Here is a 13,660-nt window from a genome sequence, read left to right on the forward strand (position 1 = left end):
TTTCATGGTGGGCACGGCCGCTCCGGGCTCGTGCGGTGTCGTCGTCACTTGAGCCCGGTGCTGGCGACGCTCTCGATGAAGCGGCGTTGCACGAGCAGGAACATGACGGCGAGGGGCAGCACGGCGATCAGGGCGCCGGCCATCATGACGCCCTGCGGGATGATCCCGCCGGGCCCGGTCAGCAGGGTGAGGCCGGACGTGATGGTCCCCATGTCCTGGTCGGTGGTGAACACCAGCGGCCAGAGCAGGTCGTTCCAGTTGTTGACGAAGGTGAAGATGCCGAGGGTGAGCAGGGCGGGGACGGCGTTCGGCAGGACGACGCTCCGGAAGATCCGCCACTCCGAGGCCCCGTCGATCCGCGCCGCGTTGTCCAGGTCGCGGGGGAGCGACACGAAGAACTGGCGCAGGAAGAAGATCCCGAAGGCGTCGGCCGCCCGCGGCGCGATCAGCCCCGCGAACGTGTTCACCCACCCGAGGTCGGACACCAGTTGGTAGATCGGGATGAGCGTCGCTTGGAACGGGATCATCAGGCTGGCGACGATCACGATGAGCAGCACCTTGCTGCCGCGGAAGTCGAGCCGTGCCAGGGCGTAGGCGGCGAGCGCGTCGAACGCGAGCGCGAACACCGTCACACCGCCGGCGAAGGCGAAGCTGTTCAGGATGAGCCGCCCGAACGGCAGCTGCGTGAAGATCGCCTGGAAGTTGTCGAGCGTCCAGGTGTGCGGGAACAGCGTCGGCGGGTAGGCGTTGACCTCGCTCGCCGGCTTGAACGCGGTGAACACGATCACGAGCACGGGGAGCAGCACCGCCAGGGTCACGACGGCCACGGCTGCGAAGCCGAGCCACCGCATCGACGGCTGTCGACGGGCCACGGTGCGACGGCGCACGGCGGTCGCGGGACGGGGGAGCGCGGTCATGATGCGGTGTCCTCTCCGCGCTTCCCGAAGAACAGGAACTGCACGAGGCTGAGCAGCAGGGTCGCGATGAGGAGCACGTACGCCAGGGCGCTCGCGAACCCGAGGTCGAGGTCCTTGAAGCCGGACTGGTAGATCTGCATGACGATCGTCTCGGTCGACCGGTACGGACCACCGCCGGTCAGGACGTAGATCTGGTCGAACGCCTGCAGCGCGGCGATGAGGGCGACGATCACGACGAACGCCATCGTGTTGCTCAGCATCGGGAAGGTGACGTTCGCGAACCGCTGGCGGCCGTTCGCCCCGTCGAGCTGCGCGGCCTCGTACAGGCTCGTGGGGATCTCCTGCAGCCCGGCCAGGAAGATCACCATGTAGAAGCCGAAGTTCTTCCACACGGCCACGAGCACCACGGTGGGCATCGCGAGCGTCGGGTCCTGCAGCACGTTGCCGAGCCGGATGCCGACGAGCTGCAGCCAGTGGTTCAGCAGGCCGATCTGCGGGTCGAGCAGGTACGACCACGCGAACGCGGCGACGGCCAGGGACACGATGAACGGCAGGAACAACGCCGACCGGAAGAACCCGCGGAACGGCAGGGCCGGGTGGTTCAGCACGAGGGCGAGCACCAGGGCGACGACGATCGCGACGGGGGTGAAGAGCACCGAGTAGAGCGCGGTGTTGCCGATGGACCGCAGGACGTCGGGGTCGGTGAAGACCCGGACGTAGTTCGCGAACCCGATGAACGACGGGTCGCCGAACCCGCTGGCGTCGGTGAACGACAGCCGGAGCGCCGAGAGCATCGGCCAGAGCACGAACGCCCCGAGGACGACGATCGCGGGTGCGAGGAACCCGACGATGGTGGCGCGGCGGCGGAACGTGCCGTTCAGGGGCGATCGTCCGCCGAGCTGGCCCGGTGGTCGGTACCGACGGCGTCGGCCGAGTTGCTGCGTGGTCACGAGGGTCCTCCGAGGGCCGCTGCTGCTACTTCAGGGCCGACTGCACGTCGGCGTCGGCGGTGGCGAGGAGCGATCCGGGGTCCCCGCCCGCCATCGCCTTCTGGGTCGCGGTGTCCACGGCGGTGAGCACGTCGGCGCTGTCGACCACGCCGGGCAGGAGCGGGATCGTGGTGCCCGGCAGCCCGGTGAGCGTCGCGACGGTCGGGTTCTCGTCGACGTCGGCGGCGGTGACGTCGGTGCGGAGCGGCGGCCAGCCGGACCCGAGGGCCCACTTCGTCGCGACGGACTGCTCGTTGAAGTAGCGCAGGAACCGCTCGGCTGCGGCCTGCTTCGCGTCGTCGGTCTGGGCCGTCACGCCGAGCGAGATGCCGATGGCCGAGGCCACCTGCGCTTCGGGGCCCGCCGGGATCGCCGCGATGCCGTAGTCGATGTCCGACGCCTCGGCGACGCCGGCCATCCAGGGGCCGCCGATCTCCATGGCGGTCTTGCCGGCGGTGAAGAGCTTGTCCGCGGCGATGCCGTCGACACCGGTCGGCGAGATCTTGTCGTCGCGCACCGCCCTCGCCCAGTACTCGAGCGTCTCGGCGTTCGCGGCGGAGTCGATCGTGGACTTCGTGCCCGCCTCGTTCGTGATCGATCCGCCGTTGCCGGCGAACAGGCTCGGCCAGATGCCGTTGCCGACCGTCTGGTGGTCCGGCAGCACGAGCCCGTACTGCTCCGGGGTGCCGTCGCCGTTCTCGTCCTTCGTGAGCTTCTTCGCGTCGGCGACCCACTCGTCCCAGGTGGTCGGGAAGGAGTCGATGCCGGCCGCTGCGAACAGCTTCTTGTTGTAGATCACGGAGAGCGGGACGAACCCGCTCGGCACCCCGTACTCCTTGCCGTCGACCCGCTCCATAGCCACGGCCTGTCCCTTCAGGTCCCCGGTGTTGTTGGCGTCGTCGGCGTAGAAGTCGCTGAGGTCGACCAGCGCCTTCTTCTGCGCGTAGACCGGCAGCCGGTCGGAGGTCATCGCGACGAGGTCCGGGCCCTTCTTCGCGGACAGGGCGGGGAGCATCGTGTCGTCGATCACGGCCCAGGTCTTCGTCTGGGTCGTGATGGTGACCTTGTCCTGCGAGGCGTTGAAGTCCTTGACGATGCCGTCCAGGACCTTGCCGTCGGCCTCGGTGTAGCCGTGCCAGAACGTCAGGTCGACGTGGCCGCCGTCACCCGACGATCCGGGGGAGCCGGCGCACCCGGCGAGGGAGAGCGACGCCGCTGCTGCGAGCGCGACGACCGCGATGTGCTTCTTCATCGAAAACCTGCCATCCGTCCGGCACGTCGGTGTGCGGACCTCGTCCATGCCGGATTTACACCGGTGTAAATGTGGACAGTAGCCGGTGCTCGACCGCCCGGTCAAGGGGTCGGGGAGCACCCGTGGTCAACGGGTCAGGCAGCAACCGGACGCAACGGTCCGGACGACGCCCGGACGACGAGTGCGTGCGGGGAGCGCAGCACCCCCGGTGTCGCCGGGGCGCCCTCCTCGAGCTGGGCGACGAGCACCCCGACCGCCGTCGCCGCGACGCGGTCCAGGTCGGCCGACACCGTGGTCAGCGCCGGGGTCGAGTACGCCGACTCCTCGATGTCGTCGAACCCGACGACCGCGACGTCGTCCGGCACGGTCCGGCCCGCGAGCTGCAGGGCGCTCATCGCCCCGAGCGCCAGCGCGTCGTTGCAGCAGACGATCCCGTCGACCGGCACGCCGGCGTCGAGGAGCTGCCGTGCAGCCGCCGCTCCCTCGGCCCGGTGCCACAGCGCGGTCGGCACCACCCGCTCGGGCGCGAACGGCAGGCCGTGGTCGTCGAGTGCCTCGCGGTAGCCCCGCAGTCGCTCCTGCGCCGTCCGCACGGGTCCCGACGGGTCGGAGCCGATGAACGCGATCGACCGACGACCGGCGTCGAGCAGATGCGCGGTCGCGTCCCGCAGCGCGTCCGCGTTCGACATCGCGATGAACGGCACGGGGGCGTCCGGGATCGGCTCACCGAGCACGACCAGGGGGAACTTCACCTCGAGCGCGGCGGCATCGCTCGGCCGGACGGTCAGCGGGCTGTAGATGATGCCGTCGATGGAGTGCTCGCGCATCCGGGTGATCGCGTCCGCCTCGCGCACGCCGCTCGCGGTCTGCTCGATGAGCACCGTGTAGCCCACGGCTCCGGCAGCGCGGATGACGGCGTCGGCGAGTTCGGCGAAGTACGCCTGCCGCAGTTCCGGCACCGCGAGCCCGAGCACCTTGGAGCGTCCGGCGCGGAAGTTCCGGGCCGAGACGTTGAGTTCGTAGCCGAGCTCGTCGACGGCGGCCATCACACGGTCGCGCGTGCGGACGGAGACGTGTTCGTAGCCGGACAGCACGTTCGAGACGGTCTTCTTCGAGACACCCGCCACGGCGGCGACGTCGCTCATCGTGGGCGGAGAGCGGTGCCCCTGCGCCATCGGGCGCCCCCTCTCACGTGCGGACTGCGTTCGGCAGGAACCTACCGCACCAGCGTGGTGCGGACCGGACGGGAGGCCCGTGGCGGGCCCGCCACGGGCCTCCCGTCCACGCTCGGTCGGCCCGTCCAGGGCCCCGCTCAGTCCGCCAGGAACCGCAGGACCGCGAGCACCCGCCGGTTCTCGTTCGGCGTCGCCTCGAGCCCGAGCTTGGTGAAGACGGCGGTGACGTGCTTCTCGACGGTCCCGCCGGACAGGAACAGCGTGTCCGCGATCGCGGCGTTGGACCGGCCCTCGGCCATCAGGCGCAGCACGTCGGTCTCGCGGGCGGTCAGCGAGTCGAGCGGACCGCTCGTGGCACGCGGCGCCTGGACCAGTGCGGCCGCCACCTCGGGGTCGAGCACCACGTTGCCCGCTGCGACCTGGTGCAGTGAGTCGATGAAGGTGCCGACCTCGGCGACCTGGTCCTTCAGCAGGTACCCGACGCCGACCGTGGCGACGTCGAGCAGCGCCCGCGCCCACTGCGCCTCGGCGTACTGCGAGAACAGGAGCACCCCGACGTCGGGCCGGACGTCCTTCACCCGCATGGCCGCGCGGACGCCCTCGTCGGTGTGGGTCGGCGGCATCCGGATGTCCATCACCACGACGTCGACCGCGCCGTGCGCGACGGCGGCCACCGCGGCGTCGCCGTCCGACACCGGCACGACCTCGTGCCCGCGGCCGCGCAGCAGGGACGTCAGCCCCTCGCGCACGATCGTGTTGTCGTCGGCGACGACGATCCTCACCGTTCGGCTCCGCTCGGCATGCGCATCCGGATGCGGGTCGGGCCGCCGGCGGGGCTGTCCACCTGCAGGTCACCGTCGACGGCGCGCAGCCGTTCGAGCACCCCGGCCAGGCCGGTGCCGTGACCGTCGGGGGTGCCGAGCGCGACGTGGGCCCCGCCGTGGCCGTCGTCCTCGACCTCGACGAGCAGGTCGGTGCCGAGCATGCCGACCCGGACGGCGGTGGCCGAGGCTCCGGCGTGCTTCGACACGTTCGTCAGCAGCTCGAGCACCCCGAAGTACGCGATGCCCTCGACGACGCGGGACGGTCGGACGGGCAGGTCCACCGACAGCGCGACGGGGAACGGGGTCCGGGAGCACGCCGAGGTCAGCGCGGCCTCGAGCCCCTCGTCGAGAACGGGCGGGTGGATGCCGCGGGCCAGGGCGCGGAGCTCGACCAGGGCCTCCTTGGTCGACGCGTGCGCCCGGTCGACCAGTGCGGTGACCGCGTCCGGGTCGGCGCCGGTCTGCAGGCGGTCGCGGGCGTCGCCGAGGGTCATCGCCAGGCCGACGAGCCGGGCCTGGGTGCCGTCGTGCAGCTCCCGCTCGATGCGGCGCAGGGTGGTGTCGGCGTCGAGCACGGCGGCGTCGCGCGAAGCCGTGACCTGGCGGAGCCGCAGGTCGCGGGCGGTGGCACCGAGCAGGGCGCGGATGACCACACGCTGCAGTGCCGCGAGCCCGTGGTTCACCGCGGGCCAGAGGAACAGCACGATGAGCAGGCCCAGCACCGCGAACGCGACCTGCAGCGGCGGGGTGTCGACGTACACGCCGAGGAACTGCGCACCGCTGTGGAGCTCGCCGTCCGCGCCCCGCTGCGCCGGCAGGAAGTGCCCCCACGCCGCGTGGGTCATCGCGCCCAGGCCACTCACGAGCACAGCGGTCGAGACGGCGAACGTGGTCGTGGTCAGCACGAACCCCGCGAGCAGGTACGCGAACGCCCGCCAGGTCGGGCCGTCCGACAGCCGGGCGAACGCGGTGCCGAGCGGCGTCGAACCTGCAGGGGGCGGTGCCGGGGCGACCACGACGTGCCCGAGCAGCGCGGCGGACATCCGGCGGGTGAGCGCGGCGAACCAGTGCGACCCACCGAGCAGGAACGCGGCGACGACCAGGCCGACCCAGGTCAGCGACACCGGGATGCCGACGGCCAGCACCACGACGAACCAGGCCAGCGCGGCGATCGCGATCGGCAGGTGCGCGGCGTGGAACGCGAAGGCCCGCCAGGTGCTGCCGTCGGTGACGGCTCGGAACGGTCGGAACCGGGGGACGGTGGTGGGGGCGCCCGGGGTGGCGACGGCGGTGTACATGCGGACCTCTTCGTGTCGGTGACGAGCTTATTGCCCGACACCAGCCTCGCCGCGGGGGTCCGCCCGCACACCGGTGCTGCCCCCCGTGGTCGGTGGGGAAACCCCGCGATCGTCGTCAGCCGGGTCGGCTCAGGCGCCGGTCTGCTCCGTCGGCGCGGCCACGGGCTTCGACTGGCTCGACCCTCGTTGCCGCAGGGACACGGTGGCGATCACCATCACCGAGATGACCAGGAACTCCGACTGCCAGTTCTGCATCGACTCGAACCAGAACTGGCTCGTGCCCAGGTAGCCCCACCCCGAGACCACGCTGTCGCCGTGCTCGAGCTGCTCCTCGTTGTAGGCCGCAGCGCCACCGATCACGTGCCCCACGACACTGCCGAGGAACAGCACCGCGAACAGGATCAGCAGGGAGTTCTCGTACAGCACGAGCACGATCCCGCCCCGGCGCACCGGCCACGGGGCCTTCGGGTCGTCGGCGTGCTCCCGGGGGTCCTCGTCCTGCGGGCTCTGTTCATCCAGGGGCTCGGACTCGCTCGACCCCTTCTGGAACAGGAACACCGTGAAGACGATGTACGCGCCCATCTGCAGGAACTCGCTCTCCCAGTTCTCGAAGGTCGCCTCGGCGAAGTCGCCGCTCGTCAGGAAGCCCCAGAGCGACACGGCCGCCTCGCTGTGCTGGAGGGCGTCCGCCGCGGACACCCGCCACCCGGCGAACACCATGCCGACGAAGCACACGACGAAGACGGCGACGTTCGCGAGGAGCAGGCCGTGCCGTCGCACGCGCTGCCACCCGCTCGATCCGTTGTGCAGGCCGAGGGTCACCGGGTCCTCCGTTCGTCGTGTCGACGCCATCCTCGTCCGGGCGCGACGAACGCCTTCGCAGGAGCACCCGACCGGTCGCGGCGGTTCCGTCAGCGACTCAGAGCGTGATGCCGGTGGCGTCGGCGAGCGTGTCGAGCAGTTCGGTGCGGAACCGCTGGTCGGCCACCGCCGGGTGCGGTTCCTGCCGCTCCCCGTGGAACCAGTAACCGCCCGTCACGGTTTGGTTCGGGTCGGTCGCGAGCGTCTCCTGCGTGCGGTGTCCGAGCTCGAAGTCGTCCGGAGCGCCGGCCCCGCCCATCTTGGTCGCCACCCAGCCCGGGTCGACGGCGTTGCTCAGCACGCCCGGGCGTCGGAGCGGCACCTCGGCGGCGAGCGCCGTCACGAACAGCTTCGTGTCGGAGTACGAGTTCGTCTCCGACGCGCCGGTCCAGTCGACGGTGTCCAGGCGCGGGCGGCCGCCCCGGTGCATCCCGCTGCTCAGGTACACGTGCCGCTCCGGCGAGCGCAGCAACGCGGTGAACAGGTACGGCGCCACGACGTTGACCGGCACCAGGGAGCGGCCCACCCCGGCGTTGTGCACGACGGCGTCGAGCGGGGTGCCGGCGTCGAGTTCCCGGGCGGTGGCGATCACGGCGTCGCGGTCCGCCAGGTCGGCGACGACGAGTTCGGCGCCGCGCTCCACCAGGTCGGCGACCGCCTCGGCGCGGGCCGTGTTGCGCGCGTGGACGACGACGTCGTGCCCGCTGCGGAGCAGCGAGTCGGCGGTTCCCCGCCCGAGGCCGTCGGTGGATCCGGTGACGAGGATGCGTGCCATCCGCCCATCATGCGCCCGACCGCTGCGGCGGGTCCGGCAGGTGGACCGGGAACGGGCGGACGGGAGGCGCGGTGCGGGCCCGCCACGGGCCTCCCGGCTGTTCACGGCCCGGCCACAGGGCCGCGGTACGGTCGCTGCATGAGCAGCTTCCTCGAGCCGATCGACGCCGTCGGCGTCGGTGACGCGACGATCGTGCCGGACGCCACGCGACCGGTCGCGGCGATCGTCACGGGCGACGACGTGCGGTGGGTGACGTGGCCGGACGCCCCGTTGCCGGACGGTGCGGTCGACGAGGTCGGGGTCCTCGCGACCGACGAGGGCGCCTGGGTCGTCTACGGATCGCGCGAGGAGGTGGGCGACGACCTCGACGAGATGTCCCGGACCGCCGTGCACGTCACGCCGACCGGGGTGACGTGTGCCGTCGACCTCGGTGATCGACGGGTGCTCGGGGCGGACGTCGAGGGGCTGTGGATCGGCGACCCACGTGACGCGTCGATGTGGATGGGTGAGGACGAGGACTCCGAGGACGAGGGCCTCGAGGATCCGGGTGGTGACGACGAGGACTCGGACGACCCGCTCGACGGCGTCGACCCGGAGACCCTGCCCTGGGCGCCGTCGGAGCCGTTCTGGCCGTCACCGGAGGAGTGGGCGGCGGCGCTGGCTGCCGGCGAGGAGCCGGAGGACGACGAGCCCGAGCTGCTGGACGACGACGACGATGACGGCCCCCGCTTCTTCTGGAGTGCCGGATCCGACGCCGACGACCAGGACGACTTCCCTCGCCGATCGGGACCACCGGTCGATCCCGCGCCGCCCCTGCCGACCCCGTCGACTGAACTGGTGCTCGTCCGGACCGACGGCAGCCGGACGACGATCGCCGTCGACCACCTGGTCGAGGACGTCCGCCGTACCGGCTCGGTCCTCACCATCCGGTACATGCCCACCGGACCCCGGCGCACGCCCGATCCGACGGGCGGATTGACCTACCACTACGACGCTCGGGAGGTCGACCTCGACGTCGCTGTCGGCCTGCCCAGCGTCGTCACCACCGATGACCTGCCGTCCCGTGCCGCGAGCGACGAGGACGAGACGTCGTGGGAGGACGAACAGGAGCGTCTGGAAGCAGCCCGCGCTCCGTGGACGGAGCAGTTCGACCTGACCGACGTCGAGGGCGCGCACTGGCCGCTGCACGACCTGGACGCTGCCGCACGGGAGCGCGCGGTCGCGGACCTCGTGGGCGTGTTCGAGGCGCTCGACCAGCCCGGCATCCTGTGGACCCGCGACCACCCCGAACCCCGGCGGTCGGCGAGCGACTACCGAGCCGTCGAGGTCACCGTCGAGGGCGAGTGGCCGGCGACCGAGCTCGTGGTGTCGTTCGAGCACCGCGCCGTGCCGTACCTGCGGCTCCGTCGGCGCTACCGGGTGTTCGACGACGCCGGGCACGTGGAGGACTGGACCTACGTCACGGTGCACCTGGAGGAGGAGATCGCCACCGGCCACATCGCTGACCGGTCGGACGCGGTGGACGGGGTGCTCGACATCTGACGGGTGCCGTCCTGCCTGATCCCACCGCCCCGTGCGGCCCGCTGGTCCTGTACGTTTCCTGTGTAGACATCCCCCTGATCAGAGAGGACGCGGCGCCATGAGTGACGGCACGCCCCAGTACAACCAGCAGAACCCGAACCCCTACGCCGCCGGCGGGCAGCCCTACGGCGCTCCGATGCAGCCGTCGTCCGACCGCTTCAACGTCATGGCGATCGTCGGGTTCGTCCTGGCCTTCGTGGTGAACATCGCAGGCCTCGTGGTGTCGATCATCGCGCTCTCGCAGATCAAGAAGACCGGGGAGCGCGGCCGCGGTCTGGCCCTCGCCGGCATCATCATCAGCGCCCTGTCGCTCGTGCTCGGCATCATCTGGGTCATCTTCCTGATCGTTGTCGTCGCGAACGCTCCGGCGGGCAGCATGGGCAGCTACTGACACCCACCAGCACCAGACCGGAGGCCCGTGGCAGCTCGCCACGGGCCTCCGGTCTGTCTGGGGCTGGTTCCGGACCGTGGCCTCAGCCGAGGACGCCGGTGTGCTCCAGCACGATGTTCAGACCGATCAGGATCAGGACGACACCACCCGCGATCTCCGCCGGCTTGCCGAATCGGGCACCGACACGGCGACCGACCAGGACCCCGACGAACGACAGCACCGCGGTGGTGATCCCGATGAGCAGCACCGCGCCGCCGATCGAGACGGGCAGGAACGCCAGGGTGACGCCCACCGCCAGGGCGTCGATGCTGGTCGCGACCGCCAGTACGAGGAGCTCGCGGACCGGCAGCCGATCGGTGTCCTGCTCGGTGTCCTCGTGCTTCGAGAACGCCTCCCACAGCATCTTCCCGCCGATCAGCGCGAGCAGCCCGAACGCGACCCAGTGGTCGAAGGCCGCGATGTACTGCGCGAACGCCGACCCGAGCAGCCAGCCGAGCAACGGCATCACCGCCTGGAACACCCCGAACGTCAGCGCGATCACGATCGCGTGCCGCACGTCGACGCGCTTCATGTGCAGGCCCTTGCCGAGGGCGACGGCGAAGGCGTCCGCGGAGACGCCGAGCGCGATGAGGAAGAGGGCCCAGAACGACATGGGGGTGGCGCCTTTCGAGACGGTCGGATGGAGACTCCGACGTCTCAGGACCTGACGATCCTGGCACGGTCCCGGGCACGAAAAGGCCTGATCAGCGGGATTCGTCGCCCCGAATCCGCGGGTTGGTGGGCCCGGCCCGCCAACCCGGCCCACGTTCTCGACGCGACCAGGAGACGGACTGGAGGCCCGTGGCGGGGCCGCGGTGCGCCTCCAGGCCGGCAGTCAGTGCGTCAGGAACCGGCGGCCGCGTGCGCGGCCACCTGGCTGGCCGTCAGTTCGGTGCCGTAGACGGCGGCGTACCGCATCGACCCGGTGAAGTACGGGTTGTTCGTGGCACCCGGCCACCCGCTGACGACGTCGTAGCCGACGCGGAAGTACCCGGTGAAGTTCTCGGGGCTCTTGAAGGCCGCGTTCGCCGTCACGAGCGTGCCGTCGACGTACAGGCGCATGCCGTTGGTGGGCGACATCGTCGCCACCGTGTGGTGCCAGGCGCCGTCGGTGTAGGCCTTCGGCGAGGTGAGGACCTGCGTGGCGCCGTTGTACGTGCCGAACGCGAGCTGCCCGCTGGTGGTCAGGTAGAGCTTCCGGTCGTGCTGGCTCGACGCTCCGGTCTGGCTGCTGCCGAAGCCGATGAGCATGCCGCCGGCGACCGTGGTGCGGAACCAGACCTCCTCGCTGAAGGTCGTGGGGTTGGCGGAGGAGCGCGGGGTGGAGACGTAGCTCGTCGAGCCGTTGAGCGCGTACGCGCTCCCGCTGTCGCGGGGGCAGGCGTTCGGGCTCGGCGTGGTCGCGGTCATGGTGCCCTGGTAGGTGCCGTTCGCGCCGCGACCCGACCAGTCGGTGGCCGTCCGCGAACCCGAGGCCTCGGTCAGGCGGTAGGCGAACAGGGCGTTCGCGGTGTCCGCGCCGACGGCACCCGTGCACGTGAAGTACGGGGCGGTCGCCGCCGTGTTCGCGCTGTTGGTCACGCGGGCGGTGTACGCCGAGCGGGTCGGGGCGAACTGGTTCAGCAGGACGACGACGGCCAGCGCGACCACGAGCAGGACGGCGACGACGCGACCATCGCGCAGGCGACGGAGGATCACGAGGGACGCACCGCCTCGACGCGGCCGACTGCCAGGCACGCCACGAGTGGCACGAGGCAGACGGCGAACAGGGCGACCCAACCCAGGGGGTCGAGGTCGATGTTCGACATGAGCTGGTAGTGCCCGTTCTTCGTCAGCTCGTGGATGACGACCTTGCCCATCTCGCCGTCGACCAGGTGGACGCTGTTGCCGCCGTGGGCATCGACGCGGACCGGGAAGATCCCCGACGAGATCACGGTGGCCTCGACGCCGGTCGGGCTCGAGGTGTTCGTGATCGTCGTCACGTTGACGAACGGCTTGAACACGAACGCCGCGTAGGAGACGGTGAGGGCGCTGCCCGCGATCCGCAGGCACGTGCGGGTCACCCGGTCGGTGAACGCGCTGGTCAGGGTCAGGATGATCAGCGTGCCGATGAGCAGGACCGGGGCGGCGCGGAGCAGCCAGCCGATGCGGGGGACAAGGAGCGCGGGGGTGCCGATCACGTCTGCCTGGGTGAGCGTCCACGGGTCGGTCGCGCCGTTGACGTCACCGCGGGTGTGGATGCCGCCGTCCGCGTCGATCGAGACGATGCGGTGGGTGTAGACGACGTCCGGGTTGGCGGAGGTCTCGAACGAGACGATGTCGCCGACGCTGAGCGTGGCGACGTCCACCGGCAGGTCGAGCACGAGGGTGCCGACGGGGGCGGCTTCGCCCATCGAGGGGGTCTCGACGACGAACCAGCGGCCGCCGGCGGAGAGGAACAGGACGGCGGCGGTGAGGAGCAGTGCGGCGATCGCGGCGACCGACCAGGCGAGGACCGTCTCGGAGCGGGTGACCTGACGGCCGCGGAGGACCGGGCGGTCGAGCATGCCGCTGAGCGGGATCGCTGCGGTCTGGCTCATGGGCGCTGCTCCGGGAGGTCGGGGTGGGGCGGTGGTGGGGCTGGTCGTGCTGGTCGTGCTGGTCGTGTGGTCTTGCTGGGGTGGCGACGCTCGGCCGGAGGGGGGTCGGCCGAGCGTCGCCGGTCTGGGGGAGGGGTGATGGGGGGCGGATCAGGCCGGATCAGGCTGGATCAGGCCGTGAAGGTCCAGGTCATCGGGACCGAGGCGGCGAGGCCCTGGTAGGTGTTGCCGGCCGAGGAGTCCAGGGTCACCGCGAAGTTGAACGGGACGCTCGCACCGGCGGCCGGGGCCTGCGGCATCGTGAAGGCCGACGCCGCCGCACCCTTGAAGCTGGCGAGGGTGCCGCTGAACACCGTGGTCGAACCGGAGGTGACGACGAGGTTCATCTTGGCGCAGAGGTCGGTCGCGGTGCCGTTGGCCGAACCGTTGGCCGACTGGGTGCAGGTGGCGCCCGGGTTCAGCGTGAAGGTGCTGGCGTTCGCGGTGCCGGTGTTCTTGATCGAGATCGCGGTGTTGACCGTGTTGCCCGGGGTCATCGTCGTGCTGCCGCCGAACTTGTTGATCGTCGAGCAGGTCGCGGAGTTCGTCGAGACCGAGCCGCCGTCGGTGCTGAGGCAGGTGACGGTCGCGCCGGCGTTCTGCTCCTGCATGATCAGCGTGCCGCTGCCAGCAGTGTTGCTGCTGTTGGTGATGCTCGCGGCGAACCCGGAGAGGGTGCCGGTGAGCGAGAGGGAGAGCAGGACGGCGGCGAAGATACCCGCGAGGAGCGCCACGGGGGCGAAGCGGATCCGCTTCAGTGCGGAGGTGCGGAGCTTGGTGGACACGGGGTACCTCTTCGTTCGGTGGTGGTTGCAGGAAGTCGGGGGAAGCAAGGCATTCGGGCTGTTTTGCTTCAATGGTTAAGATAGTCAGTGATTCACCAAGTTGACCACTCGTATACTCACCCCAGTGCGGGGGACGCCTCTTGTCCCCCCGGTAC

At 70.9% G+C, this 13,660-nt stretch carries 14 protein-coding genes; 2 read left to right on the forward strand and 12 right to left on the reverse strand.

Annotation, left to right across the window (positions count from 1 at the left end; translation table 11 throughout):
* Positions 1 to 44: 44 nt before the first annotated feature.
* The 8 genes from DEI96_RS17580 to DEI96_RS17615 form a co-directional block, all read right to left on the reverse strand.
* The gene (locus DEI96_RS17580; RefSeq protein ID WP_111023445.1) at positions 45 to 917 is read right to left on the reverse strand and encodes a carbohydrate ABC transporter permease; all 873 of its coding nucleotides are present in this window, start codon (positions 915 to 917) and stop codon (positions 45 to 47) included.
* Entirely contained in the window at positions 914 to 1,867 is a 954-nt protein-coding gene (locus DEI96_RS17585; protein ID WP_111023447.1) for a carbohydrate ABC transporter permease, read from the reverse strand. The genes DEI96_RS17580 and DEI96_RS17585 overlap by 4 nt, the downstream gene beginning before the upstream one ends.
* A 25-nt stretch (positions 1,868 to 1,892) precedes the next feature.
* Positions 1,893 to 3,158 (reverse strand): ABC transporter substrate-binding protein, encoded by a 1,266-nt coding sequence (locus DEI96_RS17590; RefSeq protein ID WP_111023450.1) that lies wholly within the window; start codon positions 3,156 to 3,158, stop codon positions 1,893 to 1,895.
* A gap of 134 nt (positions 3,159 to 3,292) precedes the next feature.
* Positions 3,293 to 4,333, reverse strand: coding sequence for a LacI family DNA-binding transcriptional regulator (locus tag DEI96_RS17595; protein WP_228516462.1), 1,041 nt, complete (start codon positions 4,331 to 4,333; stop codon positions 3,293 to 3,295).
* A 137-nt stretch (positions 4,334 to 4,470) separates the two neighbouring features.
* The gene (locus DEI96_RS17600; RefSeq protein WP_071248572.1) at positions 4,471 to 5,115 is read right to left on the reverse strand and encodes a response regulator transcription factor; all 645 of its coding nucleotides are present in this window, start codon (positions 5,113 to 5,115) and stop codon (positions 4,471 to 4,473) included.
* Entirely contained in the window at positions 5,112 to 6,455 is a 1,344-nt protein-coding gene (locus DEI96_RS17605) for a sensor histidine kinase (RefSeq protein ID WP_111023455.1), read from the reverse strand. Before DEI96_RS17605 ends, DEI96_RS17600 begins: the two co-directional genes overlap by 4 nt.
* A gap of 129 nt (positions 6,456 to 6,584) precedes the next feature.
* Positions 6,585 to 7,277, reverse strand: a complete 693-nt coding sequence (locus tag DEI96_RS17610) for a DUF6766 family protein (RefSeq protein ID WP_258372830.1) — start codon at positions 7,275 to 7,277, stop codon at positions 6,585 to 6,587.
* Positions 7,278 to 7,374: 97 nt separating this feature from the next.
* Positions 7,375 to 8,091, reverse strand: a complete 717-nt coding sequence (locus DEI96_RS17615) for an SDR family NAD(P)-dependent oxidoreductase (protein ID WP_111023458.1) — start codon at positions 8,089 to 8,091, stop codon at positions 7,375 to 7,377.
* A 138-nt stretch (positions 8,092 to 8,229) separates the two neighbouring features.
* On the opposite strand from DEI96_RS17615, the gene DEI96_RS17620 reads away from it, so the two are divergent.
* Together DEI96_RS17620 and DEI96_RS17625 are read left to right on the forward strand one after the other, a co-directional pair.
* A complete protein-coding gene (locus DEI96_RS17620) occupies positions 8,230 to 9,633 on the forward strand; it encodes a hypothetical protein (RefSeq protein ID WP_111023461.1) in 1,404 nt (467 codons plus the stop codon).
* Between the two features lie 97 nt (positions 9,634 to 9,730).
* Positions 9,731 to 10,063 (forward strand): DUF4190 domain-containing protein, encoded by a 333-nt coding sequence (locus tag DEI96_RS17625; RefSeq protein ID WP_111023464.1) that lies wholly within the window; start codon positions 9,731 to 9,733, stop codon positions 10,061 to 10,063.
* An 82-nt stretch (positions 10,064 to 10,145) separates the two neighbouring features.
* Here the strand turns inward: DEI96_RS17625 and DEI96_RS17630 are convergent, their stop codons facing one another.
* From DEI96_RS17630 to DEI96_RS17645, 4 genes are all read right to left on the reverse strand, one after another.
* On the reverse strand, positions 10,146 to 10,715 hold the full coding sequence (locus DEI96_RS17630) for a manganese efflux pump MntP (protein ID WP_111023466.1): 570 nt from the start codon (positions 10,713 to 10,715) through the stop codon (positions 10,146 to 10,148).
* A 230-nt stretch (positions 10,716 to 10,945) separates the two neighbouring features.
* A complete protein-coding gene (locus DEI96_RS17635) occupies positions 10,946 to 11,800 on the reverse strand; it encodes a LamG domain-containing protein (RefSeq protein WP_111023469.1) in 855 nt (284 codons plus the stop codon).
* The gene (locus DEI96_RS17640; protein ID WP_111023472.1) at positions 11,797 to 12,681 is read right to left on the reverse strand and encodes a S26 family signal peptidase; all 885 of its coding nucleotides are present in this window, start codon (positions 12,679 to 12,681) and stop codon (positions 11,797 to 11,799) included. The genes DEI96_RS17635 and DEI96_RS17640 overlap by 4 nt, the downstream gene beginning before the upstream one ends.
* Before the next feature lie 170 nt (positions 12,682 to 12,851).
* A complete protein-coding gene (locus DEI96_RS17645) occupies positions 12,852 to 13,505 on the reverse strand; it encodes a COG1361 family protein (protein ID WP_027466885.1) in 654 nt (217 codons plus the stop codon).
* Positions 13,506 to 13,660: the final 155 nt, after the last annotated feature.

Origin of the sequence: Curtobacterium sp. MCLR17_031 (genome assembly GCF_003234775.2) — a bacterium.
Lineage (GTDB): Bacteria > Actinomycetota > Actinomycetes > Actinomycetales > Microbacteriaceae > Curtobacterium > Curtobacterium flaccumfaciens.